We start from the raw sequence: 26586 nt of genomic DNA on the forward strand, positions 1-26586 counted from the left end.
CAAGGCGGAGGGGCGCGCGGCTTGAGGCAGCCCCCTCCGTTCAGGTCGTACCGGCGGGGCCCCTCACAGATGCCCCACCCACTCCGCCCGCGCCTTCAGCGCCTCGGCATAGCGCCGGCCGATCCGGGCGATCCGCTCGGGTGCGAAGTTCTGCTGGGCGAGCGCCATGCCGCGGTCGAAGACTTCGGAATAGCGGCGGATCAGGCCGTCCGGTGACAGGTCCAGCCAGGCGATGCCGTCGAAGCAGACGCGGGTGCCGGCGGCTTCCGGGGCGGTGGATCGATAGCTGAAGCGATAGCGGGCACAGGCGCGGCCGGGGCCGGCCAGCACGTCGTGGAACTGCCAGCGGAAATCGCGGCCGCCCTTGTAGAAGCCCGCCAGGATATGGGCGATGCCGTCGGGGCCCTGTTCGGGGCCGAAGAAATAGTCGTCATAGATGCCGTCGGGGGTGAAGCAGGCGGCGAGCGCCGCGGCGTCGTTCGCCTCGACGGCGGCGGCGAAGCGGGTGAGCAGGGCTTCGGTGGCGGTGGCGGTGGCGGGGTCGGTTGCGGTGGTCATGGGGGCGGTCCTCCCGGGGCGGCGCTCATGATCCGGCGCCGTGTCATCCGCCAGTATGCCCGCCGTCGGCTCTCTGCGTCACCTCGTCGTCTGCCGCCGCGAAGCGACGGTGGAACAGGTCCCAGGAAGGCTGGCCGATGGCGGCAATGCGGGCGGTGGCCGTCTCTATGGCGGCCTGATCGCCGGCCCCGGCCGCCGCCTGCAGGGCCTGCCCCGCCTGCATCAGCGCGGTCAGCCCGCAATTGCCGGCGACGGAGATCATGTCGTGGCCCAGCCGGCGCAACCGGTCCTGATCGCCGATCGTGAGGGCGGCGGCCACCTCACTGAGCTGCTGGCGGCCGGTCGATTCGAAGCTCACCACCATCGAGGCCAGCGTTTCGGCCGAGATGATGCCGCGGAGCGTGGTCATCGGCGCCTCGTCCAGAAGGTCTGACATGTCGTCGGCCGCCGCCGCCGCCGCGGGCGGCGGGGGCGCGATGCTGGCGGTTATGGGAGCGACCCGGTCCCTCCACGCCGTCCAGCGGGCGGCCATGGCCAGCAGCTTTTCGGCGCGGAAGGGCTTGGGCACGAAGTCGTCCATGCCGGCGGCCATGTATTCCTCGCGCATGCCGGCCATGGCGTTGGCGGTCATGGCGACGATCGGCGTCCGCGGCCGGCCGCTCTCTGCCTCGGCGGTACGGATGCGGCGGGTCGCCTCCATCCCGTCCATCACCGGCATCTGCACATCCATGAACACCAGGTCGAAATCATCGGCCCGGCAGGCCTCGATCGCCTCGGCGCCGTTTTCGACCACCGCCACCCGATAGCCCTGTTTTTCCAGAATGGTCGAGGCGACCGCCTGGTTGACGGTGTTGTCCTCGACCAGCAGCACACGGCGCCCGGCCGTGAGGGGGGCGGATGGCGGCGCCTCGGCCGATGCCGCCGGCGGCGGCGACAGGCCGAAGCTGCGGGCAAGGGCCGTGATCAGCTCCCCCCGCCGGATCGGCTTGGTGATCACCGCGTCGAAGACCCGCGCCGCCTCGGCCGAGGGCGGGGAGGAGGCGGCCAGGATCGTGCGCACCGTCTGAAACCGTGGATGCAGCCTGAGCCAGGTGCCGAGGATCGCACCATCCATGCCCCCCAGATTGAGATCGGTGACGACCAGATCCACCGGCGTGCCGGTCTGGGCGGCCTTTTCCAGCAGGTGCAGGCTTTCGGCGACGTCGGTGGCCTCGCTGATCTCCATGCCCAGCTCTCCCAGGTGATGGGCCAGAACCCGGCGGTTGAGCGGCAGATCGTCGACGATCAGCGCCCGCCGCCCGCGCAATCCGGCCTCCAGCCCCTCGCCGCCCTCCGGGGGTGCGGGCAGCGTCGTCCGCTCCAGCGGGACCTCGAAGCGGAAGACCGATCCCCGGCCGGGCTCGCTGTCGACCGAGATCGTGCCGCCCATCAGCTCGACCAGTTTCAGGCAGATGACAAGCCCCAGCCCCGAGCCGCCGAAGCGGCGGGTGATCGAGGCGTCGGCCTGGGCGAATTTATGGAACAGCTTTGCGGTCTGGTCGGCGCTCATGCCGATGCCGGTATCGCGCACCTCGAACAGCAGGCGCCGGTGGTCGGTTCCTGGCCGGTCGGCCCCTCCGGACCGGCCTTCGCAATCTTCGCCACTTTCGTTGCCAACATCTTCGCAATCTTCGCAAGCCACCGGACCCAGGTCGCGCACGGTGACGGCGACATGGCCGCGTTCGGTGAATTTCACCGCATTGCCGGCCAGGTTGAGCAGGATCTGCCTGAGCCGCGTGGGATCGCCCAGCCAGCCGGTGCCGGTGTCGGGTTCGGCCATGCAGGCGATCTCGATGCCCTTATCGCGGGCCCGGGGCGCCAGGATCGCGGCGACGCCATCCAGCAGCCCGGTCAGATCGAAGGGCAGGTGTTCCAGCTCGACCCTGTCGGCCTCAAGCTTCGAGATGTCGAGGATGTCGTCGATCACCACCAGCAGGGCTTCGGCGCTGTCGCGCACGGTTTCGGCATAGCCGCGCTGCTCGTCGTCGAGCGGGGTGCCGAGCAGGATCTGGGTCATGCCCATCACGCCGTTCATCGGCGTGCGGATCTCGTGGCTCATATTGGCCAGGAAGTCGGATTTGGCCTGGCTTGCGGTCTCGGCCATGACCTTCGCCCGTTCCAGCGCCGTGGCGAGCGAGGCGAGTTCGCTGGCCTGGCGTTCCAGCTGCGCATTGGCCTCGCGCAGTTCGACGATCGCCCGGTTGCGGATGGTGAGATCTGTGATCGCGCCGACGAACATCCGGCCCTGATCGGTGACGAACTCACCCACCGACAATTCGATCGGGAAGCTGCTGCCATCCTGGCGCCTTCCCTGCAGCTCGCGGCCGATGCCGATGATCCTGGGCGGGCTGCCGGCCACATAGCGGGCGACATAGCCGTCATGGGCGGCAGCCAGTTCCGGATCCATCAGCATGGCCACGTTCTGCCCGATCATCCGATCGGCCGGCCAGCCGAACAGCCGCTCGGTGGCGGCATTGACCATGGCCATGCGGCCGTCTGCGCCGATCACCACGATGCCAACGCCCAGCGTGCCGAACAGCGCCTGCAGCCGGGCCTCGCTCTCGCGCAGCTGTGCTTCGCCGCGCCGGATTTCGGTGACGTCGGAGAAGGTCACCGCGCAGCCCTCGCCCAGCCGCACCGCCTGAACGCGGAACCAGCGGTCGCCGCTCTCCCGCCGGGCGGCATGGTCGAACAGGGCCGGCTCGCCGCTGTCGACCACCGCGGCATAGCGCGCCACCAGTTCGGGCCCCTCGCGGCTGCGCAGCGTCTTCAGCGTGTTGCCGATCGCCTTGTCGAGCGGCACGCCGGTCTTGCGGACGAAGGCGGCATTGGCCATGACGATGCGGAAATCGTCGATCCGTCCCGCCTCGTCGCGGACGGGTTCAATGGTCATGATCGCGTTCAGCGAGGCATGCATTATGCCCGACAGCATGTCGCGGGCGCGGACGATTTCGGCCGCGTGCCCGCGCTCTTCGGTCACGTCGGCGCAGCTCGTCACCAGCCCGCCGCGCTGCATGCGCCTGACCCGGGTTTCGATCACCCGGCCGTCTTCATGGGTCGTCTCGAAGGGCTCGGTCAGGATGGCGTCGTCGGCGGCGATCAGATCGCGCAGCCGGGCCAGATCGGCCGCCGTCCCCCGGGCGCAGGCGATCTCCACCACGCCCAGATCCTGGCCCACGACCAGCCGGCCCGGGGCGATGCCGTGCAGATCCTCGAACCGGGCATTCCAGGCCAGCAGCTGCAGATCGGGGCCGAAGGCGGCAATGCCGTTGTCGATGGTCTGCAACACGGCATCCAGCAGCGCCTCGCGCTCGGCAAGCGCGGCCTTGGCCTGCATCTGCTCGGTCAGGTCGCGGCCGGATCCGCGGAAGCCGCGGAAGTTGCCGGCATCGTCCAGGATCGGCTCGCCGTTCATCTCCACATGGCGCAGCCGGCCCACACCGTCGAAGATGTCGTAGCAGAGGTTGCGGAAGGACCGCCGCCCGGCCAGGGCCTCGGCATAGGCCCGGAAGCCCGGCTGCGCGGTATCCGCCACCAGTTCGCGCCGGGTGCGGCCCAGGATCTGCGCCGGGTCCAGGCCGATTTTCAGCACCCCCGGCGACATGGCGGTGAAGCGCCCGTCGGCATCGGTTTCCCAGTACCAGTCCGATGACAGCTCGGTCAGTGCCTTGAACCGGATCTCGCGTTCGGCCAGCTCGGCCGTGCGGGCCGCCACCTGGCGCTCCAGATCGGCCGCCATGCGCTGCGATGCCTGCGCCGACAGGCGCTGACGCTCCAGCCGCGCCAGATGCATCTGCAACAGCGCCGCGAGCAGCAGCGCGATGACGCTCAGCGCCAGCGTGGTGTAGAGCGGATGGGCCAGGTTCAGCGACGCGACGAAGGGCGCGCCCGCGCCGATGGTCACCAGCCAGTTGCGGTCGAAAACCCGGATCGGCAGGGTTTCGGTCAGCACCTGACTGGTGGCGAAACCGGCGCTGCGGTGAAATGCCTCGGCCTCGGGGTCGTCGGTGACGTCGCGGATCGACAGCTCCACCGGCCTGTCGTCGTGGCCGGTCCCGGCCAGAACATCGTCGATCACCAGCGGCGCATAAGTCCAGCCGGTGGTGGCGGCCATCCGTTCGGCGACGGTGCCGAGCGGCATGCCCGGCCGATAGACCGGCAGCAGCAGCAGGAAACCGCGATCGCGGGCGCCCGTCGCCTGGACCAGGGTGATCGGCGCGGTCAGCGCAGCCTCGCCGCTGATCATCGCCGCCCGCGCGGCGCCGGCGCGGGAGATTTCCGAGGCGATATCCAGTCCCGCCGCGCCGGCATTCGGGGCTGTGGGCTCGATATAGCGGATGATCCAGCTTTCGCCCTCATGCGCGGTCAGGCGGCGGATGGCGAAATCGGGCCGGCCGTCGGCACGCTCACGCGCGATGAAGGACTGTTCCTCGCCCGGGCGCAGCCGGGTGATGACCCCGAAGCCCAGCGCGCCGGGAAATTCCCGGGCGATGTCGCGGCTGGCGGCATAGGTTCTGAAGGCGGCCAGCGTCATGTCGCGGTCGCCGCCCACCAGCAGGGCGCCGCGGGCCCCCTGCAGCCCGTATTCATAGGTGTGGATGCGGTCGGCGATGCGACCCGCCATATCGGTTGCGGTCAGGCGGAACCGGTTGCCGATCACCGTCTGATTGGTCTGATGCTGCCAGACCCCGCCCAGTACCGCCGCGACCAGCCCCAGGATCAGGAGCAGCGCCGCAGCCGGATACGGCCGCGCGCTGCGGCCGGGCCGGGCGGATCCGGACAATGGGGGCGTCTCCCGCGGGGCGGGATCTGGCTGTTCAGTGGCGTTGTGCACGCGCGGGATTCCGGCTGTTGGATCGGCTCTGTTTTGCAAAGTGTAGATCCGAAACGTCACAAAGTCCTTAACGGCCCGCCAGATGAAGAATACCTCTCCGGGTATTCAGTCATGATGTGGGGTAAGGGCAGATACTTAGTTTTCATATATTTGAAGAACCATGCAGTGATCATGCGGGTGCGCGGGTTATTCATGCGCATGCAGGCGGCTCCCGGCGGGCTTGCATTTCGCGGCGCAGCACGATAAACCAGGATCATGCTGCAACGCGGCAGCCGGCATCCGTCTTCAGGATGTGCCCCTCTTCGGAATGTAGCCTGCGACCGATGTAGACCCGGACCGGTACCGCCCGAGACTGACGTGGCCCGCCCGCCTGGCTTCCGCCCGGCCGCGGGGCCTGCTCGTGCGTATCGTTGTTCCCTGGTCCATCGCGCCCCGCGGCCCCGAACCCCCCTCTCATCTTCCGCAAGAATCATCTTCCGCAAGAAACTGTCCCGACCGCGTCGCCGGCCGCCCGGCTGCCGCAGTCGCAAACCGTCCGGAGACGTCCGTCTTGACCACGCAATCCTCCCCATCGGCTGGCCCGCGCGGCCGGCTTCGCGCCGAATGGTTCGGCAATATCCGCGGCGACCTGCTTTCGGGCCTGGTGGTCGCGCTGGCGCTGATCCCCGAAGCGATCGCCTTTTCGATCATCGCCGGCGTCGACCCCAAGATCGGGCTCTACGCCTCGTTCTCGATCGCCGTCGTCACCGCCATCGCCGGCGGCCGGCCGGGCATGATCTCGGCTGCGACCGCCGCGACCGCCGTGCTGATGGGCTCGCTGGTCCGCGATCACGGGCTCGATTATCTGCTGGCCGCCACCGTGCTCGCCGGCCTGCTCCAGATCCTGGCCGGGCTGCTCCGCTTCGACTATGTGATGCGGTTCGTGTCGAACTCGGTGATGACCGGCTTCGTGAACGCACTCGCCATCCTGATCTTCATGGCCCAGCTGCCGGAACTGATCGGCGTGCCCTGGATCACCTATCCGATGGTCGCGGCCGGGCTCGCCATCATCTATCTCTTCCCCCATCTCACCCGCGCGGTGCCCTCGCCGCTGGTCTGCATCGTGGTGCTGACGGTGGTGGCGCTGTCGATGGGGCTGGAGCTGCGCACCGTGGGCGATATGGGCGAGCTGCCCTCCAGCTGGCCGGCCTTCCTGATCCCCGACGTGCCGCTGACGCTGGAAACGCTGAAGATCATCCTGCCCTATTCGGCCGGCGTCGCCGCGGTCGGCCTGCTCGAAAGCCTGATGACCGCCCGCATCGTCGACGAGATGACCGACACCAGCGGCAGCCGCCGCCGGGAATGCTTCGGCCAGGGCCTGGCCAACACGGTCACGGGCTTTCTGGGCGGCATGGCCGGCTGCGCGATGATCGGCCAGTCGGTGATCAACGTGAAATCCGGCGGCCGCGGCCGGCTGTCCTGCTTCTGCGCCGGTGTGTTCCTGCTGTTCCTGATCGTCGTTACCGGCGATCTGGTGGCGCAGATCCCGATGGCGGCGCTGGTCGCGATCATGATCATGGTCTCGGTCGGCACCTTCCGCTGGTCGTCGCTGAAGGAACTGGCCACCCATCCGCGGGTGTCGAGCCTGGTGATGCTGGCGACCGTGGTGACGGTGATCGCCACCCATAATCTGGCGATCGGGGTGGGCGTGGGCGTGCTGCTCTCGGGCCTGTTCTTTGCCTGGAAGATTTCGCGCATCGTGCGGGTGACCTCGACGCTGTCGGAAGACGGCCGCACCCGCACCTATCTGGTCGAAGGCCAGGTCTTCTTCGCCTCGGCCGAGATTTTCCAGTCCGGCTTCGATACCAAAGAGGATCTGGAGCGGGCGGTGATCGACGTCTCCCGCGCCCATATCTGGGACATTTCCAGCGTCGCGGCGCTTGATGCCGTGGTGCTGAAATTCCGCCGCCACGGCACCCGCGTCGACATCCTGGGCCTGAACGAGGCCAGCGCCTCGATCGTCGACCGGCTGGCGCTGCACGACAAGCCGGGTGCGGCCGGGCGGCCGGCGGGGCATTGACGGTGGGGCATTGACGGAGGCCGGGCGGCCCGCCGCGGCCGCCCGGCCCGATCACCCGCCGCCGACCGATCAAGGGCGACGTGAGGCGGGCTGCACGGAATCGACAGGGAGTGCAGATCGGTACCAGAGTTGGAAAAACGGAGGGATCCGATCCTTACGGAAAGAGAGGGACGACCGTCATGGCGGGTGCAGTCAAACGCTCTATCGGTCTGTCTCCGCAGCGCGCGGCCTTCGTCGACCGGTTGCTCGCCACGGGCGCCTATGCCGATGTGGATGAGGTGATCGATGCAGGGCTCCGCGCCCTGCAAGATCAGGATGCAGAGATCGAGCGCCGGCTGCGAGAGGATGTTGCCCCGGTCTATGATGCCGTCGAAGCGGATCCTGGCCGCGTCATCCCTGTTGATGACGCCTTCGATCGTCTGCGCGCCTTGCATGCCAGTTGCGTGAAGGCCGGCAAGTGAGCCGTGGCGTTGCCCTCGCGGGCCTTCACCCTGGTCGATGCAGGGACCGCCTCCGCAGACCCACCACAAATCTGCCCCCGTCTCGCCCGCGAACCCCAAGCTCCCGTGAAAATCCCGGGAGGTTCGCGAAAAGAAATTGTCCCGTTTTTCAATTGGTTAAATTTCACAATTTATTCATGTTCATACTATGGAATGACTTCCAGAAGAGGTTCGCGCGGATCGCCTTTTTCCGGCCCCCGATTCAGGCTATTAAGAGGGGGTGGGTCGCACCCTTGCGGGTGCGTGGATTGAAACGCGGGGCACCGGTACAGCGTGGAAGCCCGCGCGAGTCGCACCCTTGCGGGTGCGTGGATTGAAACCGGATCAGTGCCCCGGGGGCGGCGGCGCTGACCCGTCGCACCCTTGCGGGTGCGTGGATTGAAACGAAATCGACTTTGTCGAGGTGGCGCGATCTGGCGTCGCACCCTTGCGGGTGCGTGGATTGAAACCGCCAAAACGCGCGTCTGACGATTCACCGTGGCGTCGCACCCTTGCGGGTGCGTGGATTGAAACCCTGAGTGTGTAACCGCACTCACGAATCAAATCGTCGCACCCTTGCGGGTGCGTGGATTGAAACCACTGGAGCCCGGCGACGCTCAAAAAAACCTTCGGGTCGCACCCTTGCGGGTGCGTGGATTGAAACACGCCCGAGGCCGATCCTGGCGATGGTGCCGCCGGTCGCACCCTTGCGGGTGCGTGGATTGAAACTGGCCATCGCCGCGGCCCTGGAAGCGGAGGGCCGTCGCACCCTTGCGGGTGCGTGGATTGAAACCGTACTTCCGGAACGGCGAGGCCGTGAACGTAAAGTCGCACCCTTGCGGGTGCGTGGATTGAAACAGCTGCCGCGGCGCCCGCGCCCGGACCATCCCGTGTCGCACCCTTGCGGGTGCGTGGATTGAAACTGGTTGGTTGATGTCAGGCTGCATCAGGGGTCTCGTCGCACCCTTGCGGGTGCGTGGATTGAAACGCGGCGCGCTCGACCAGGTATTCCATAGCCGCGGACGTCGCACCCTTGCGGGTGCGTGGATTGAAACGACGCCTGCGTGGCCTTCGCAGGTCACGATCTGGTCGCACCCTTGCGGGTGCGTGGATTGAAACCATGCCCACGATATTCGCGCGAGCAGGCGGGCGCGTCGCACCCTTGCGGGTGCGTGGATTGAAACCGGGTCGGATCTTGGCTGGAGGAGGCTTCCTGATGGTCGCACCCTTGCGGGTGCGTGGATTGAAACGACTCGGACGCACTGGCCGCCGCGGAGGACAACCGTCGCACCCTTGCGGGTGCGTGGATTGAAACCGTCGGCGTCGGCGAAGGCGGACATCAAGCCCGAGTCGCACCCTTGCGGGTGCGTGGATTGAAACACGGCCGAGCGCCCAAGCTATGCCGAGCGACGCACGTCGCACCCTTGCGGGTGCGTGGATTGAAACACGGCATCGGATTTGATGCCGTCGAAAGGAGCGGTCGCACCCTTGCGGGTGCGTGGATTGAAACTTCGGCTGCCCGACGGCACGCCGTGCACCACGGTCGCACCCTTGCGGGTGCGTGGATTGAAACCGAGGCCGAGACCGTATGGATCGGCGCCATCGCCTCGGCTTTCCCGGCTCATCGACCCCGGGTCACCCCCTTCTCCCGCCCCATCTTCACCCGCCCCACCCGCCGCACCACCGCCGGCGTCTCCACCAGCCCCGGCAGGGGGGCCGGCATGCGGCGGCGCCAGTTGGGGTGTTCGTGGATGGTGCCGGGCAGGTTGGGCTGGTCGTCCAGCCCGACCAGGTCTTCCAGCGGGGCCAGCACCAGGGGGGCGCGGCTGCGGCCCAGGAAGTCGAGGGCCGCGTCGATCACCGGGGCGGGCGTGTCGGGGGCGGGTTCGGGGCCGGTGGCGGTGCCGGCATTGGTGAAGGCGGTCCAGAGCCGGGTGCGGTCGCGGGTGCGGGTCTCCTGCGCCAGTGCCGCGGTCTCACCGGGCCCGAACAGCGAGAGGCGCTCGCGCCAGGCGATGTCGAGCCCCTGCCACCAGCCGGCGGTGGTCGGCAGGTCGTGGGTGGTGGTGGTGGCGGTGATGCCGTCCTCCCAGGCCTCCGGGGCGCGGAAACCGTCCGTCCCGTCGCGTTCGAACCACAGCACCCGGGTGCCCATCAACCCGCGGGCGGCCAGCACCGCGCGGAAGCCGTCGGGCACCGTGCCCAGATCCTCGCCGATCACCACCGCCCGGCGGCGCTGCGAGACATCCGCCACCACATCCAGCATCTCCGCCAGCGGATAGCGCAGATAGGCGCCTTCGGCCGGTGACGCGCCGTCGGGGATCAGCCAGAGCCGCATCAGCCCCAGAACATGGTCGATGCGGATGCCGCCGGCGGCGGCGAGGGTCGCGTCCAGCATCTGGCGGAAGCCGGCGCAACCGGTTTCCAGCATCACCCGCGGCGACGGCGCCGCCAGCCCCCAGTTCTGGCCCAGCGGGTTGAACAGATCGGGCGGCGCGCCGATGCTCGCCCCGGTCAGGATACCCGCCCCGTTCAGATCGCCGGCGCGCTCGCTCCACGACTGCGCGCCGCTGCCGTCGACACCGATGGCGAGGTCGGCGATCAGCCCCACCCCCATCCCGGCATCGGTGGCCGCCCTCTGCGCCCCGGCCAGGCCGCGGAAGGCGAGCCATTGCCGCAGCCGCGCCCGATCCACCGCCTCCGCCGCGCTTTTGGCCATATTGGCCACAGATGAGCCATGTGGATCGCGAAAGTCTTGTGGCCAGGATGGCCATCCGCCGGTCAGCCCCTGCTCCCGAAACCGGGCATCCAGCACCTCGAAGACCGCATGATCGTCCAGCGCGCGGCCGCGTGCGGCCCGGAAGGCCTGCCAGTCGGCATCGGCGGCAAGCCGGGCGCCATGGGCCTTCAGCAGATGGTCGATCACCGCCCGTTTGACCGCCGCCACCTCGGGCCAGTCCACCAGCGGCGCCGCCGCGGCGGCACGGGCGCGCGCCGCAAGCCCCAGCGTCTCCAGCGCCCGCGCGGTCTCCGCGGGGCCGGCGATGTCGTCGGGGTCGATGATCAGCTCGTTCAGGAACAGCCGGCTGGACGGGGCATAAGGGCTCCAGCGATGCGGATCGGCGCCGAACAGGGCATGGACCGGGCTCACCCCCAGGCAGCAGGCCCCGGCTTTGCCCAGGCTGCGGGCGAGCCCGGCCAGCGCGGTGGTATCGCCGCAGCCCGGATCGCCCGATCGCCGCAGCCCGTAAAGCTGCGCCGTCGCCCCCCAGGCCCGCGGAGGCCGGCCGGGCTGGCCCAGGGCCGCGTCCAGGCCGAAGCAGCGCGGGCCCATTGCCGCATCCGGCCGCGGCGGCGGCAAAGCGGCCGCCCGCTCCAGGCTCTCGCGGATCTGTGCCGGGCTGTCGGCCGGCAGGTCCAGCACCGCCAGCAGCGCGCGCAGCGTGTCGGGGGTCACACTGTGTCCCTGGCCCGCGGCATCGGTCCAGCTGGTGGCGATGCCGGCGGCGGCGGCCAGGGCCTGCAACTGTTGATTAAAATCATTACCGCCTGTGGTTGCAGATTGATCGGTTGTGGCTCGGTTAATTATAGTCCTTCCGGTTGTATTCGGGCTCATGGCTCGGGCTCCCTCAGCACCGCCGCGGTGGTCATGGGCGCAAGCGCGCCCGTCTCCAGCGCCTCGATTGCCTCAGGGGGCACGAACAGCCAGCGGCCCTCGGGCTTTCCGTCCAGCGGCACCGGGCTGCCGTCCAGATTGCAGAACAGGGTCAGCACGGCGCCGTCGCCCAGCCGCCAGGCGGCGCGCACCGCCTTGGGACCGATGGCCGCCGCCCCCTCGGACACGGCCCCCTCCAGCCGCGGCACGATCTCGCGCTGTCGGAGCGCGATCAGCCCGGCAACCAGGGCGGCCCGGGCGCGGCCCGGCTCACGCGCCGCCTCGTCCGCTTCGGTCCGCGAGGTCTCGAAGGTCAGCGCCGCATTGGGGTCGGGGATGCGGGCCCGGGCCTGATCGTCGGCGAACCGCTCGAACCGGGCGAATTCCCGCCGCCGGCCCTCGCGCACCAGCGGTGCCAGTTCGTCGTGATGATCGGTGAAGAACAGGAAGGGCCGGGTGCTGCCCCAATCCTCGCCCATGAACATCAGCGGGATGGCGGGTGCGAGCAGGATCAGCGCGGTCGCCGCCGCCACCGCCGCCACCGGCGCCAGGCTGGTCAGCCGCTCGCCGAAGGCGCGGTTGCCGATCTGGTCGTGGTTCTGCAGGAAGTTGACGAAGGCGGTGGGCGGCAGATGGCCGCTCGGCTCGCCCCGCCTCTCGCCGCCGCGATAAGGCGACGGATCGCCCTGATAGACGAACCCCTCGGCCAGCGCCCGGGCCAGACGCTCCGCCGGCGCCTCGGCATAATCGGCGTAATAGCCGTCGGTCTCGCCGGTCAGCAGCACATGCATCACGTGGTGCATGTCGTCGTTCCACTGCGCGTCATAAAGCCCCGGTGCCAAATGGCGGGCGGCATTGCCGTCATGTTCCAGCACCAGATGGATATGGCGGCCGGGCTCGGTTTCGCTCCGGATCCGGGCGGCGGTCTCGTCCAGCCAGTCGGGATCGGGGATCGCATGGACGGCATCGAAGCGCAGCCCGTCGAAGCGGTATTCGTTCAGCCAGTAGAGCGCGTTCTCCGTGAAATGGCGGCGCACCTCCGGCCGGCGGAAATCGATCGCCTCGCCCCAGGGGGTCTCGATGTCGGTGCGGAAGAAGCCGCCGGCATAGCCGTGGATATAGTTCCCGTCCGGCCCGAAATGGTTATAGACCACGTCCAGGAACACCATCAGCCCCAGCCCGTGGGCGGTGTCGATCAGGGTCTTCAGCTCTTCGGGGCTGCCATAGGCATGGTCGGGGGCATAGGGCAGCACGCCGTCATAGCCCCAGTTGCGGGCGCCGGGGAAATCATTCACCGGCATCAGCTCGATGGCGGTGAAGCCGCGGGCCGCAATCTCGGCCAGGCGGCGGGTGACGCCGGCAAAGCCCTCCCACAACCCGGCATGTACTTCCAGGATCACCGCCTCGCGCCAGGGCCGGCCGCGCCAGTCGCCATGGCGCCAGAGGAAGGCTTCGGGGTCGATCACTTCCGACGGACCGTGGACATCCTCGGGCTGGAAACGCGACACCGGGTCGGGCACCACCAGATCCTCGCCCATGCCATAGCGATAGCGGGTGCCCGCGCCGCATTCGACCGTCGCCTCGTGCCAGCCTTCGCCCAGTGCCAGCATGTCGATCGGATCGCGCCCCTCGATCAGCAGCCGCACCCGGCCATGATCCGGCGCCCAGATCCGGAACCGGGTCCGCCCCGACCCGACCGGTTCGGCACCGGCCGACAGTGGCTGATGGAAGCGGCGGCCCGGTGGCGGATCGGCCGGCAGGGATGCCGCCAGCACTTGCAGGCTGCGGGCCCGCACCGTCACCCGGCCGCCGGTCAGCGGCACCTCGTCGGTCTCGCCGTCGCTTGTGTCCAGAATGCGGGTCCAGGCCAGGCCGTGGCGGGCAAGCGGGCGCAGCGGCAGGATGAAATCCTGATCCTCGGCCCCGGTGTTGAACAGGGTCAGCACGACGTCGAGCAGTTGGTCCGGCGCCCGATCCGACGGACCTATATCCGATGGGCCTGTGCGGACCAGCGCCAGCGCCCGGGTGGCCGGGTCGTTCCAGGTTTCGGCCGGCACCGGCCCGCCATCGACCCCGAACCAGGCGATATCGGCCAGATCGAAGGCATAGCGCCGGTCGCCATGCAGAAAGCGGCGGTCGCGCAGCACCGCGAAGCGCCGCCTTGCGGCCGCCACAGCGGCGGTGAACCGGGTCAGCGCCGCGCCCTCGGGCCGTTGCAGCGCCGCCCAATCCACCCAGGATATTTCGTTGTCCTGGGCATAGGCGTTGTTGTTGCCCTGCTGGCTGCGGCCGAATTCGTCGCCGGCCAGCAGCATCGGCGTGCCCTGCGACAGCAGCAGGGTGGCGATCATCGCCCGTTGCAGCCGGGCACGGGTGTCCAGGATCGCCGGGTCGTCGGTCTCGCCCTCGACGCCCCAATTCGCCGACAGGTTGTCGCCATGCCCGTCGCGGTTGTCCTCGCCATTGGCCTCGTTGTGCTTCTCGGCATAGGACACCAGGTCGCGCAGGGTGAAGCCGTCATGGGCGGTGATGAAGTTGACCGATGCCTGGGCGCCGCGATGGCGGTGGTCGAAGATGTCGCCCGATCCGGCCAGCACCGCGGCAAAGCCGGGCAGGCTGCCGTCGTCGCCGCGCCAGCTGCGGCGCACCGTGTCGCGATAGCGGTCGTTCCATTCCGAAAACCCGGGCGGGTGATTGCCCAGCTGATAGCCGCCGGGCCCGATATCCCAGGGTTCCGAGATCAGCTTGACGCGTGACAGCACCGGGTCCTGCAGGATGGCGTCGAAGAACCCCGACCCGGGGTCGAAACCGGTGCCTTCGCGGCCGAGCGTCACCCCCAGATCGAAGCGGAAGCCGTCGACATGATAGACCTCCACCCAGTGGCGCAGGGAATCCAGCACCATCTGCAGCACGCGGGGATGCGACAGGTTCAGCGTGTTGCCGCAGCCGGTGTCGTTGATGCAATAGCGTTCCTCGCCCGGCACCAGCCGGTAATAGCTGGCATTGTCCAGCCCGCGGAAGGAGAGCGTCGGTCCAAGCTCGCTGCCCTCGGCGGTGTGGTTATAGACCACGTCCAGGATCACCTCGATCCCGGCGGCGTGCAGCCGGCGCACCGCGACTTTCACCTCGTCCAGCTCGGCCGTCGACAGATAGCCGGGTTCGGGGGCGAAAAAGCCGATGCTGTTATAGCCCCAGTAATTTCTCAGGCCCCGGTCGACCAGATGGCGGTCCTGCACGAAGGCATGGACGGGCAGCAGCTCCACGGCGGTCACGCCCAGCCGTAGCAGATGGTCCACGAAGCGCGGATCGGCGAGGGCGGCGAAGGTGCCGCGCTCATGCGGGCGGATGTCGTCGCGCCGCATGCTGATGCCGCGCAGATGGGTCTCGTAGATCAGGGTCTCGGTCCAGGGCACCTCCGGGCGGCGATCGTCGCCCCAGTCGAAGGCATCCACCGTCACCACCGCCTTGGGCATGGCCGGCGCGCTGTCGCGGCGGTCGAACGACAGATCGCGCCGGGCTGAGCGTGTGCTGTAGCCGAACAGATGATCCGACCAGCGCAGCCGCCCGGCGATCCGCCGGGCATAGGGGTCGAGCAGCAGCTTGTTCGGGTTGAAGCGATGGCCGCGCAGCGGCTCGTAGGGGCCATGGGCGCGATAGCCATAGACCAGCCCCGGCCCGGCATCGGGCAGATAGCCGTGCCAGACCTCGTCGGTACACGCCGGCAGCGGCATGCAGGCGATCTGCCGGCGGCCCTGCCGGTCGAACAGACACAGATCCACCCGGCTGGCATTGGCCGAGAACACGGCAAAATTGACGCCCAGCCCGTCCCAGCGCGCACCGAGCGGCCAGGGACGTCCGGGAAACAGGCGATCGGCCGGGATGGGCATGGGGTGGAACTACCTTCCCTGTCTCAACATCAGTGTGGAAAGCGGCGGCAGCGTCAGGGTGAGAGAGGCGGGCCGGCCATGCGCCGGGGTTTCCACCGCCAGCGCCCGGCCGCCATTGCCCAGGCCCGAACCGCCATAGGCGGTGGCGTCGGTGTTCAGCACCTCGTGCCAGATGCCGGGGGCCGGAACCCCGATACGATAGCCCTCGCGCGGGACCGGGGTCAGATTGGCGACCACAAGCATGCCAGAGGACGGGGGGGCGGGCTCGGTCGCCTCTTCCCCCGTGCGGCGGATCCAGGCGAAGACGCTGTTGGCGGCATCGTCGCCCACCACCCACTGAAAGCCGCCCGGGTCGTCGTCGCGGGCGTGCAGCGCCGGCTCGTGGGCGTAGAGCCGGTTCAGATCGGCGACCAGCGCCTGGATGCCCTGATGGCCGGGATCGTCGAGCAGCCCCCAGGGGGTGGAGCCGTCATGGTCCCATTCGCGCGGGTTGCCCAGTTCGCCGCCGGCAAAGATCAGCTTGCGGCCGGGATGGCCCCACATGAAGGCGAGATAGGCGCGCAGATTGGCGCGTTTCTGCCAGTCATCCCCCGGCATGCGGCCGAGCAGCGAGCCCTTGCCGTGGACCACCTCGTCATGCGACAGCGGCAGCACATAGCGTTCCGACCAGGCATAGACCAGGCTGAAGGTCATGGTGCCGTGATGCCAGCGCCGGTTGATCGGGTCCTCGCCCATATATTTCAGGCTGTCGTGCATCCAGCCCATATTCCATTTGAGCGTGAAGCCCAGCGCGGTCTCCGATCCTTCGGCCGCGACCGGCGCCGTCACCCCCGGCCAGGCGGTGGATTCCTCGGCGATGGTCATGGCGCCCGGCACGCGCGCCTCGATCACCTGGTTCAGCCGGCGCAGAAAGGCCACCGTTTCCAGGTTCTCGCGGCCGCCATGGATGTTGGGCACCCAGTCGCCGGCCTCGCGGCTGTAGTCGCGATAGAGCATCGAGGCCACGGCATCCACCCGCAGTGCATCGACATGGTAATGCTCCAGCCAATAGAGCGCGCTCGCGATCAGGAAGCCGGCTACCTCGTCGCGGCCGTGATTGTAGATGGCGGTGTTCCAGTCGCGATGAATGCCCTCGCGCGGGTCTTCATGCTCGTAAAGCGCCGTGCCGTCGAAGCGGAACAGCCCGTGGCTGTCCATCGGGAAATGCGCCGGCACCCAGTCCAGGATCACCCCGATCCCGGCGGCGTGGCAGCGGTCCACGAAGCGCGCGAAGCCGCGCGGCCGGCCGAAACGGGCGCTGGGGGCGAACAGCCCCAGCGGCTGATAGCCCCAGGATCCGCCGAAGGGGTGCTCCATCACCGGCAGCAGCTCGACATGGGTGAAGCCCAGCGCCCGGACATAGGGGATCAGCCGGTCGGCCAGCCCGTCCCAGTCCAGCTGCGGGTGGGCGGCATCGCGGAACCACGACGCCGCATGGACCTCGTAGACCGAGACCGGCATCTTCAGCAGATCGGTGGTGGCGCGCCGGGCCATCCAGCTGCCGTCGGTCCAGGGGAAGGGGGTCGGGTCGGGCACGATGCTGGCGGTGCCGGGCGGCATTTCCGTCGCCTGGGCCATCGGGTCGGCCTTGTGCAGCACGGCGCCGCCGCGGCTGCGGATCTCGTAGCGATAGGCCCGGCCCGGGCCGATGCCGGGCAGGAACAGCTCCCAGACGCCGGCCGTATGGCGTAGCCGCATCGGGTGGCGGCGCCCGTCCCAGCCGTTGAAATCGCCGGTCACCGAGACCCGGTCGGCATTGGGTGCCCAGACCGCGAACACGGTGCCGGCGACGCCGTCGATCTCCGTTGCCCGCGCACCCAGCACCCCCGGCAGGTCGGGATGGCGGCCGGTGCGGATCAGCTGCAGATCCTCGTCGGTCAGGATCGGGCCGAAGCGATAGGGATCTTCCACCGTTTCCGTGCCCCGGCCGGTGGTCACCACCAGCCGGTAGGGGGCATCCTCGATCGTGCCGGCGAAGATCCCGGCCGGATGCACCCGGGCCAGGATGCCCAGCGGCCGGCCATCCTGTTGCGCCGCTGCCCCCACCTCGTCGGCATCGGGGCGGATCACCACCAGCCGGCGCCGGCCCGGTCCGGAGATGGGAACCGGTCCCAGGATGGGGCCGGGACCCAGCACCGCGAAGGGGTCGCCATGGCGGGCCTCGGCCAGGGCCTCGATCGCCCCCCGGTCCAGGCCGGGGGGCCGGCCGGTTCATGCGTCGGGTGCGACATCGTCGGTCTCCGGTACCAGTCGTTCGGCCAGCCGGGCAAGACCGGCCGCCGGCAGCAGCAGCCAGTCCGGCCGCAGCTCGGCCTCGTAGGCGACCTCGTAGGCCGCCTTCTCGATCAGGAACAGTTTCAGCAGCGCCGGCAGGTCGGGGGCGGTGGTGGTGGCCTCGTCGCCGGCATAGCCGGCCAGGAAGGCCCGCTCCATGTCGCCGCGCAGCCGCAGCAGCCAGTGGGCGGGATCGTCGGGCTCCAGCCCTGCACCGGTATCCGATGCCGGGGCCGCCGGATGGGGCAGGGCGGTCACGTAATCGATCGAGCGCAGGAGCCCCGCCACATCCCGCCAGGGGCTGTCCTTCGCCCGGCGCAGTGCCAGCGGCCGGGTCGGCTCGCCCTCGAAATCGATCAGGGTGACATCGCCGGTCGACACCAGCAGCTGCCCCAGATGGAAATCGCCATGGATGCGGGTCAGCGTCGCGCCGGTCCCTGCCTCGGCCAGTGCGGCCACGGCCGCGGCCAGCCCCCGGCGCCGGGTCAGCACGCGCCGCACTGCCCGGGAAAGGGGGGTATCCTCCCCCGCGGCGGCATGATCGGCCAGAATATCGAAGGCCGTTTCCAGCGCTTGGCCGATTCGGCTATTCCAGGCGTTAATCGTAGCCGGATCGGCTATCTCCGGCGCAAAATTCACGTCCTCCGACGGCCGCGCCAGCACCTCGTGCAGCTCCTTCAGCCGGCGGCCGATGGTGCGGGTCAGCGCGCGGATCGTCGCCGTTGCATCCTCCAGCCGCTCGTGGTCGTGATGGTGCAGCGCGTCCAGCGCCCGGGCCAGCTGGTCGCCGGTCCAGTGCCAGCCATCGCCCTGATTGCGGATGAAGCGCTGGATCACCGCCAGGCTGGCGGTTTCTGCGGAGCCCTCCCCAACCGGGCCCTCCCACGCCAGTTCGCCCAGGAATTCCGCCACCCCGGCATAGCCGGCCCCGGTCAGATGGCGGGCCATTTCGACCTCGGGGTTGATGCCGGGCTGGATGCGGCGGATCAGCTTGATCACCGCGGTATCGCCCACGATCACCGAACTGTTGGTCTGCTCCGCCGTCATCCAGCGCACCTCGGCCCCGGGCGGCAGGGCACCCGCGATCGCAACCGCCTCGGCCGATCCGGGCCGCAGCGCCAGCCGCGCCCCTGGTGCCGCCTCTGCGCCGCCATCGGCCAGCGCCCTCATCAGCGCCCGGCCGAAACCTTCCAGCGCAAAACCGTCGGTCAGCAGCCCCACCCGCGCGGTCTGCCGCACCCGGGCGAGCGCCAGGCGCACCGGCAAAGCCGGGGTGTCCGGGCGGTCTGCCTCCCACAGAATGCCCAGCGGCAGGGCGTAGCGATCCTCGCTGCCGTCGTCGCGAGCGACCGCGACGCCGGTCAGCAGGATCTCGCCGTCGGTGCCGGGCAGCGGGTCGGCGAAATCCAGCCGCGCGGTTGCCGCCGCATCCCGGCCGCCCGCAAACCAGCGGCGCATGGCCAGCCAGGCCGGCAGCACCGTCTTCGACAGCCGGTCGCGATGGGGTTCTTCCAAGAGCTGCGCCAGCCCCCGGCGCAGCACGAAGGTTTCATGCTCGGGCAGGGGTTCCGGCGCCGGCAGGTGCCAGACCGGCGCCCGGCCTTCCGGTTCCAGCGCAAAGGCATAGAAGCCATAGGGCGGCAGGGTCAGCAGATAGGGCAGCTGGCCGATCGGCGGAAAGGCGGCACCGCCGACCAGTTCCATCGGCACCCGGCCTTCGAACCGCGACAGGTCCAGCTCCACCGCCTGGGCGGTGCGCGACAGATTGGCCACGCACAGCACCGTATCGCTGTCGTCGGCGCGCAGATAGGCCAGCACCCGGCGGTTGCCCGGGAACAGGAAATCCAGCCGTCCCCGGCCGAAGGCGCGGAAGCGGCGGCGGACCTGAAGCATGCGCCGGGTCCAGTGCAGCAGCGAATGCGGATCGCGGCTCTGGGTCTCGACATTCACTGCCGCATGGCCGTAAAGCGGGCTCATGATTGCCGGCAGGATCAGCTGTTCCGGATCGGCGCGCGAAAACCCGCCATTGCGGTCTGGCGACCATTGCATGGGGGTGCGCACCCCGTCGCGGTCGCCCAGATGGACATTGTCGCCCATGCCGATCTCGTCGCCGTAATACAGCACCGGCGTGCCGGGCATGGTCAGCAGCAGGCTGTGCATCAGCTCGATCCGCCGCCGGTCGCGATCCAGAAGCGGCGCCAGGCGCCTGCGGATGCCCAGATTGATCCGCGCCCGCCGGTCCGAGGCATAGGTCTCCCACAGGAAGGTGCGCTCGGTTTCGGTCACCATCTCCAGCGTCAGCTCGTCGTGATTGCGCAGGAAAATCGCCCATTGGCAGTTTTCCGGAATGTCCGGCGTCTGGCGCATGATGTCGGTGATCGGGAACCGGTCTTCCTGCGCGATGCTCATATACATCCGCGGCATCAGCGGGAAATGAAATGCCATGTGGCATTCGTCGCCAGCGCCGAAATATTCCTGGGTGTCTTCCGGCCATTGATTGGCTTCGGCCAGCAGCATCCGGTCACTGTAATGTTCGTCCAGATGGGCGCGGATCTTCTTCAGAATATCGTGAGTCTCGGGCAGGTTCTCGTTGTTGGTGCCCTCGCGCTCGATCAGATAGGGCACGGCGTCGAGCCGGAGCCCGTCCACGCCCATGTCGAGCCAGAAGCGCATCACCTTCAGCACCGCGTCCAGCACCCGCGGGTTGTCGAAATTCAGGTCGGGCTGGTGGGAATAGAAGCGGTGCCAGTAATAGGCCCCGGCCACCGGATCCCAGGTCCAGTTCGACTTCTCGGTGTCGAGGAAGATGATCCGGGTTTCGGGATATTTCCGGTCGTCATCCGACCAGACATAGAAATCGCGCTGCGCCGAGCCGCGCCTGGCGCGGCGGGCGCGCTGGAACCAGGGATGGGCGTCGGAGGTGTGGTTGATCACCAGTTCGGTGATGACCCGCAGGCCCCGGGCATGGGCCTCGGCCAGGAAGCGCTTGAAGTCACCAAGCGTGCCATAGGCGCGGTTGACGTCGCGATAATCGGCGATGTCGTAGCCGTCGTCGCGCAAGGGCGAGGGGTAGAAGGGCAGCAGCCAGATCGTGTCGACGCCAAGTGCCGCAATATAGTCCAGCCGCGAGATCAGCCCGGGAAAATCGCCGATGCCGTCGTCATTGCCGTCCTGAAACGACTTCACATGCAGCTGGTAGATGACGGCGTCCTTGTACCAGAGCGGATCGCCCGGTGCATGATCGGCGCCGCGGATGATCCGGCCTTGCGCGCCGGTTGGGGACGAGACGGTTGGGGATGAGACGGGCGTCGTGGGTGCAGGCATGTGGCTCAACCTCTCACCGGCGGCAGCACCCGCCAGATGGCGAAGGGAAGGTGGGCGGGGTCCAGGCGCAGCCGGTGATGCCGGCCGGTCCAGGTGGATCGCTGGCCGGTGACCAGATCATCCATGACGACGTGGGCATCCTCGGGCAGACCCCAGCGGTCCAGCGGCAGCTCGATCGCCGCCTCCTGGGCGTGGTGGGGGTCCAGGCTCACCGCCACCAGAACGATGTCGTCGCCCTGATCGGTCGTCTTGCTGAACAGCAGCACCTGGTCGTTCCAGGCGGTGTGGAAGGCGAGGCCGCGATTCTGATGCAGAGCCGGGTGTTCGGCGCGGATGCGGTTGAGCAGGGTGATCTCGGCGCGGATATGGCCCGGCCGGTTCCAGTCGCGGGGCCGGATCTCGTATTTCTCGCTGTCGAGATATTCCTCGCGCCCCGGCAGGGCTGCGCCCTCGCACAGCTCGAAGCCCGCATACATCCCCCAGAGGCTTGAGAGCATGGTGGCGAGGCAGGCGCGGATCAGGAAACCCGGCCGGCCCGAGGTCTGCAGGAAATAAGGGTTGATGTCGGGGGTGTTGACGAAGACATGCGGCCCGAAGAACTCCACCGCCGGCGGCGTGCTGAGTTCGGTGAAATAGTCGGTCAGCCCGGCCTTGTCGTCGCGCCAGGTGAAATAGGTGTAGGACTGCGCGAAGCCGAGCTTGGCCAGCCGGTACATGACCTTGGGCCGGGTGAAGGCCTCGGCCAGGAACACGGTGTCGGGATGGTCGCGGCGGATGTCGGCGATCAGCCATTCCCAGAACGGAAACGGCTTGGTGTGCGGGTTGTCGACCCGGAACAGCCGGACACCTTCCGCCACCCAGAAGGCCACCACATCCCTCAGCGCCTGCCAGAGCGACGGCACGGCGCCTTCGGCATAGAAGTCGACATTGACGATGTCTTCATAGCGCTTGGGCGGGTTTTCGGCATAGCGCATGGAGCCGTCGGATCGCCAGGCGAACCAGTCGGGATGGTCCTTCAGCCAGGGATGATCGGGCGAGCACTGGATGGCGAAATCAAGCGCCACCTCCATGCCCTGATCGGCCGCGGCGGCGACCAGGGCCCGGAAATCCTCCAGCGTGCCGAGTTCGGGATGGATCGCGTCATGGCCGCCCGCCTCGCTGCCGATGGCGTAGGGGCTGCCGGGATCGTCCGGGCCCGCCGTCAGGGCGTTGTTGCGGCCCTTGCGGTTGGTGCGGCCGATCGGGTGGATCGGCGGCATATAGAGCACGTCGAAGCCCATCGCCCGGATCTCGGGCAGGCGGCGGATCACGTCCTCGAACCGGCCGTGGCGGCCGGGGTCGTCTGTTTCCGAGCGCGGGAACAGCTCGTACCAGGCGGCAAAGCCCGCGCGCAGCCGCTCGACATCGACCGGGTAGTCGCGCGGCGTGGCGCTGGCGAAGGGGCGCGGGTCGACCAGCGCCATGGCCGCGCGGGTTTCGTCGTCGAGCAGGCGGCGGACCTTCGCCGCATCATCGCAGGCCTGCTCCACCTCCTGCACGATGTCGTCGATGCCATGGGCACGGAGCAGGGCCAGACCATCGGACAGATCCACCGGCCGGACCACGCCGGCCGCCTGCTTCTTGGCCAGATCCGCCCGGTAGGAGCCCCAGGCATCGCGCCAGGCCATGATCTCGAACCGGTGCCGGCCCAGCCGGTCCAGCGGCACCCGGCCCCGCCAGCGGTCGTTGACCATCGGGGTCATCGGCACCTCGCGCCATTCGGTCTCGTCCTCGGCGCGCAGCCGGAGCACGGCGCGGATCACGTCATGGCCGTCGGCGAAGATGTCGGCCTCGATCTCAAGCGTGCTGCCCAGCCGGCGGCGGATGGCGAACCGGCCGTCATCCAGCAGGGGGGAGACGGCCTCGATCGCGATCCGCGGCAGCTTCGCCGCCGCCTCGGCCGGCCCGGCCTCTGGCCCGCGCACAGGGGGGGCCGCCGCGATCTCCAGAACCGCCACCCCGCCGGGCGCCAGATCCAGCGGCGTGCCCGGCGGGTGATCGACCAGCCGCCGCGCGGCCATGTCCGGCCCGCGGGCCAGCAGCGGCTGCGGATCGAGGCGGAGGGGGGCGTCCAGCACCCGGGAGGCCACCACCAGCCGGTCGTCGCCGGCGCGGAAGGCGAGCACCGGGCCGCTCTGGCCGGTCAGAATGTCGAGCTTCGGCCGGCCGGCCTGCGCCATCCGCTCGAAACCGGCATTGGCGACCCTGAGCGCGGGGGAGAGGTCATAGGCCGGCCGTTCCGGCCGGGCGGGGGCCACGGTATCCGGGCGCAGCGGATCCGGTGCGCCCCGGTCGAACCCGGCCTGAACCACGATCCCGTCGAAGAGGAAGGGGGCAAGTTTCAGGCTGCGCCGTCCGGCCGCCTCTGCCGCCTCGGGCCCGCCCAGGATCTCGGGCAGGCGCGGCCCGAAGGGCACTTCCGGGCAGGCCAGCACGCTGCCGATGCGCGACAGCCGCGCGATCTCGTCCAGCATCCAGGGCGCCGCCAGATCCCACCAGGCATCGGAGGCGACCGCGGCATCGAAGCCGCAGGCGGCGAGCGCGTCGATCCGCTCCGCCGTCAGCCCATGGGTCCAGAGCAGCAGCCGGCAATCGGCGGCGCGGGCACAGAGCCGCGCCCAGATCTCGGGCGTCACCGCCTGGGGCAGGGGCGCGCGGAAGCCCGCGACGCAGGCCGCCATGGCGGCATCGACCAGCCCGGCCAGCGTCGCTTCGTCCTGGTCATTTTCAGGGATCAGAGCCTGCCGGCGCGGATCGCGGCCCGCCCGCGCTTCGCGCGCCGGGTCGGGTTCGGGCAGCAGATCGACCAGCAGCCGGATGCCGTGATCGGCGGCGCTGCGGCAGGCGGCCTCGATCCGGGCCGGCTCGGCCGGGCCCGCCAGCAGCAGATGGTCGAAGCCCAGATCACGGGCATGGGCGGCGGCGGCCGCCAGCGTCGCACCCTCGCGGGCGGTTGCGGCGGGCACCATCAGGATCCGCGGGTGCCAGGGGGTGCGAGAGGGCTGCGCGTTCATGCATCCCCCGCCGGCCGGGGGGTCCGGGAACGGGTGGCCGGTTTCGTGCCCGCTTTCTTCGGCCCCTCGGCGGTCGGCGTCGGTGCGGCATCGGTGCCGCCCTTGGTGCGGTGCGTTCCGGCCCCGGTTGCCCTGGTCGCACCCGCACTCGCCTTCGTCTCAGCCGTCTTCGCGGCCGCCAGACGCCGCCGGGTGCGGGTCTCCGGCGCCGCGGGGCCGGGTTCGGCGGCAGAGGGCGCGGGGGAGCCGGGGACGGGTGGGCCGGGGACGGGTGGCGTCGGGCCGGCCTCGTAAGGGCCATCCTCCGGGCCGGGTGCGCGTCCGGTTTCCGGCACCGACCGGTTGGCCGCCTCCAGCGCCTCAAGCTCGGCTTCCGCTGCCGCCCAGTGTTCGCGATCGCGGCCATGGGGCCGGCCTTCCTCCACCCAGATGCGGTGGGCGATCTTTTCCAGGCGGCGGGTGCGGTCCGTGGGGGTGTCGTCGGATGTGTGCATCACCAGGCGTCCTCGGGCATCGATGGGCCGTCTGCTGGCTCAACACCCGCGGGGCGTCCTGGTTCCCCATCCTGCCGCCCATGTCACGGTTCAGGCGGGCCGGTTCAGGCGGGCCGGGTTGCGGCTGCCTCTTCCTGCCGGGAACCCTCCCGCCGGTCCGGGGTTGTGCGGGACGACCTCACCGCTTTGTTCCAAGGAGCCTTCCCCCATGGCGACCCATACTGATCACGGCCACCACACCCCGAATGTGCATCCCGCAGAACAGCTCGCCTCGCTTGTCCTTGGCGCCTGCATGGTGCGTCATGGCCTCAAATCCGACCATCTGGGCCATGCCGGCGGCCTCCTGTCGCTGGCGGCCGGCGGCCTGCTGATTCAGCGCGGCCTGCAGGGCCGCTGCATGCTCTATGAACGCCTCGGCATCGACACCAGGGGCGAGCAGGAGGTGAACGGCCGCAACACCTCTGAAATCCATGCCTCGGTGACCATCGACCGCCCGGCGGCGGAGCTGTACCGCGAATGGCGCGATCTGGAGCATCTGTCGCGCATCCTCTCTCATGTCCACAGCATCCGCGAGATCGACGACACCACCTCGCGCTGGATCATCGACGGCCCGGCGGGCGAGAGCATCGGTTTCGTGTCGCGCATCACCCAGGACATTCCCGACCGCCGCATCGCCTGGAGCACGACCGAAGAGGCCGATTTCCAGAATGCCGGCATGGTCGAATTCATCCCCGATACCGAAACCGGCGACGGCCGCAACCGCACCGAGGTGGCGGTGACGCTGCGCTACGAGGTGCCGGCCGGGCTGCTGGGCCGCATCGGCCAGTGGCTGATGCCGCGCCACCCCAAGCGCCAGCTGATGGACGATCTGCGCCGCTTCCGCCGGCGGATGGAAGAGAACGGCTCCGCCACCGGCGGTGCTGCCGCCGGATCGTCGGGCGGCTTCGGCACCGAGGTCGGCGGCGGAGCGCCCGGAACCACGGGATCGGGCACCACGGGATCGGGCACCACGGGATCGGGCACGGCCCAGGCCTCGGCGCCCTTCACCCCCGGCAGGCAGCCGGGCGGCAACGGCAAGTCGACCGGCCCGGGCCAGTGACCGTGGCGGCGCTGCGGCTGCCCGACCCCAGGCCCGACTGGGCGCTGTTTCTGGATGTGGATGGCTGCCTGGTCGACATCGCCCCAACCCCCGATGCGGTGGTGGTGGAACCGGGGTTGCCGGCGCTGCTCGACCGCCTGGCGGTCCGGTTCGGCGGTGCGCTCGCCCTGGTCAGCGGCCGGCCGCTGGCGGAACTGGAGCAGCTGTTCCACCCCGCCCGTCCGGCCGCCGCCGGCCAGCACGGGCTGGAATGGCGCGGACGGCCGCCGCTGCCCCGGCCTGAGGGCTTCGAGGCGCTGGACGCGCCCCTTCAGGCCTTTGCCGAGGCCCATCCGGGCGTGCTGCTGGAGCGGAAATCCCACGGGTTCGCCCTGCATTATCGCGCGGCCCCGGCCGCGGGGGCCGGCGCGCTGGCGCTGGCCCGCCGGCTGGCGGCGACGACGGCGCCGGAATTGCGGGTGATGCCGGGCAAGATGGTGGTGGAGCTTCGGATGGCGGGTGCCGACAAGGGTACCGCCATCCGCGCCTTCATGGAGGCGCCGCCGTTTCGTGGCCGGGTGCCGGTCTTCGCGGGCGACGACGTCACCGACGAGGACGGTTTCGCCATGGTCAATGCCATGGGCGGCCACTCGATCCGGGTCGGACCCGATATCGGGTCCGGACACGGGGCTCCACCTGCCAGCGCCGCACGCTGGACGGTGCCTGATGCGCCCGGTTTCCGCCGCTGGCTGGCCGGGCTTGTGGTGATGGACGAGCCGGCGGGTGAGGGAGCCGGCGGCCCCGGAACCTAAC

The 26586-nt window shown here is 69.5% G+C and carries 12 protein-coding genes and 1 CRISPR repeat array; of the genes, 4 read left to right on the forward strand and 8 right to left on the reverse strand.

The features are described 5' to 3' along the window. Positions 1 to 63: 63 nt before the first annotated feature. On the reverse strand, positions 64 to 558 hold the full coding sequence (locus TMO_RS18935; RefSeq protein ID WP_014747285.1) for a nuclear transport factor 2 family protein: 495 nt from the start codon (positions 556 to 558) through the stop codon (positions 64 to 66). Positions 559 to 601: 43 nt separating this feature from the next. Beyond that, positions 602 to 5380 carry a CHASE domain-containing protein gene (locus tag TMO_RS29750; protein ID WP_014747286.1) on the reverse strand — a complete coding sequence of 1593 codons (4779 nt, stop codon included), beginning with the start codon at positions 5378 to 5380 and terminating at the stop codon, positions 602 to 604. A 601-nt stretch (positions 5381 to 5981) separates the two neighbouring features. Here TMO_RS29750 and TMO_RS18945 point away from each other — a divergent pair. Beyond that, positions 5982 to 7490, forward strand: a complete 1509-nt coding sequence (locus tag TMO_RS18945) for a SulP family inorganic anion transporter (RefSeq protein WP_014747287.1) — start codon at positions 5982 to 5984, stop codon at positions 7488 to 7490. Between the two features lie 179 nt (positions 7491 to 7669). Further along, positions 7670 to 7951 (forward strand): type II toxin-antitoxin system ParD family antitoxin, encoded by a 282-nt coding sequence (locus TMO_RS18950; RefSeq protein WP_014747288.1) that lies wholly within the window; start codon positions 7670 to 7672, stop codon positions 7949 to 7951. Between the two features lie 263 nt (positions 7952 to 8214). After that, a CRISPR array of direct repeats spans positions 8215 to 9542; the repeat unit is 31 nt; unit sequence GTCGCACCCTTGCGGGTGCGTGGATTGAAAC. 48 nt (positions 9543 to 9590) lie between these two features. Here the strand turns inward: TMO_RS18950 and malQ are convergent. From malQ to TMO_RS29755, 6 genes are all read right to left on the reverse strand, one after another. After that, positions 9591 to 11495: a 4-alpha-glucanotransferase gene (malQ, locus tag TMO_RS18955; RefSeq protein ID WP_014747291.1), complete on the reverse strand. Its 1905-nt coding sequence runs from the start codon at positions 11493 to 11495 to the stop codon at positions 9591 to 9593. 86 nt (positions 11496 to 11581) lie between these two features. Next, a complete protein-coding gene (gene glgX / locus TMO_RS30630; RefSeq protein WP_014747292.1) occupies positions 11582 to 15511 on the reverse strand; it encodes a glycogen debranching protein GlgX in 3930 nt (1309 codons plus the stop codon). 9 nt (positions 15512 to 15520) lie between these two features. Continuing rightward, positions 15521 to 17743 carry a 1,4-alpha-glucan branching protein GlgB gene (gene glgB / locus TMO_RS18965; protein WP_041606881.1) on the reverse strand — a complete coding sequence of 741 codons (2223 nt, stop codon included), beginning with the start codon at positions 17741 to 17743 and terminating at the stop codon, positions 15521 to 15523. Positions 17744 to 17761: 18 nt separating this feature from the next. Continuing rightward, complete coding sequence (gene treS, locus TMO_RS18970) at positions 17762 to 21148, reverse strand: maltose alpha-D-glucosyltransferase (RefSeq protein WP_014747294.1); 3387 nt, start codon at positions 21146 to 21148, stop codon at positions 17762 to 17764. 5 nt (positions 21149 to 21153) lie between these two features. Beyond that, complete coding sequence (locus TMO_RS18975) at positions 21154 to 24201, reverse strand: alpha-1,4-glucan--maltose-1-phosphate maltosyltransferase (RefSeq protein WP_041606882.1); 3048 nt, start codon at positions 24199 to 24201, stop codon at positions 21154 to 21156. Further along, the gene (locus tag TMO_RS29755) at positions 24198 to 24695 is read right to left on the reverse strand and encodes a DUF2934 domain-containing protein (RefSeq protein WP_014747296.1); all 498 of its coding nucleotides are present in this window, start codon (positions 24693 to 24695) and stop codon (positions 24198 to 24200) included. The genes TMO_RS18975 and TMO_RS29755 overlap by 4 nt, the downstream gene beginning before the upstream one ends. A gap of 208 nt (positions 24696 to 24903) precedes the next feature. Here TMO_RS29755 and TMO_RS29760 point away from each other — a divergent pair, with 208 nt between their 5' ends. Together TMO_RS29760 and otsB are read left to right on the forward strand one after the other, a co-directional pair. Beyond that, on the forward strand, positions 24904 to 25794 hold the full coding sequence (locus TMO_RS29760; RefSeq protein WP_051045546.1) for an SRPBCC family protein: 891 nt from the start codon (positions 24904 to 24906) through the stop codon (positions 25792 to 25794). Between the two features lie 2 nt (positions 25795 to 25796). Continuing rightward, a complete protein-coding gene (otsB, locus tag TMO_RS18990) occupies positions 25797 to 26585 on the forward strand; it encodes a trehalose-phosphatase (protein WP_228382351.1) in 789 nt (262 codons plus the stop codon). Position 26586: the final 1 nt, after the last annotated feature.

This window comes from Tistrella mobilis KA081020-065 (assembly GCF_000264455.2).
In the GTDB taxonomy this organism is placed as follows: domain Bacteria; phylum Pseudomonadota; class Alphaproteobacteria; order Tistrellales; family Tistrellaceae; genus Tistrella; species Tistrella mobilis.

What these genes read in the sequence shown, in the direction of transcription:
- TMO_RS18935 (WP_014747285.1), bottom strand. Translation starts at nt 558, where the DNA reads ATGACCACCGCAACCGACCCCGCCACCGCCACCGCCACCGAAGCCCTG.
- TMO_RS18950 (WP_014747288.1), top strand. Translation starts at nt 7,670, where the DNA reads ATGGCGGGTGCAGTCAAACGCTCTATCGGTCTGTCTCCGCAGCGCGCG.
- glgX (WP_014747292.1), bottom strand. Translation starts at nt 15,511, where the DNA reads ATGCCCATCCCGGCCGATCGCCTGTTTCCCGGACGTCCCTGGCCGCTC.
- treS (WP_014747294.1), bottom strand. Translation starts at nt 21,148, where the DNA reads ATGCCTGCACCCACGACGCCCGTCTCATCCCCAACCGTCTCGTCCCCA.
- TMO_RS18975 (WP_041606882.1), bottom strand. Translation starts at nt 24,201, where the DNA reads ATGAACGCGCAGCCCTCTCGCACCCCCTGGCACCCGCGGATCCTGATG.
- TMO_RS29755 (WP_014747296.1), bottom strand. Translation starts at nt 24,695, where the DNA reads ATGCACACATCCGACGACACCCCCACGGACCGCACCCGCCGCCTGGAA.
- TMO_RS29760 (WP_051045546.1), top strand. Translation starts at nt 24,904, where the DNA reads ATGGCGACCCATACTGATCACGGCCACCACACCCCGAATGTGCATCCC.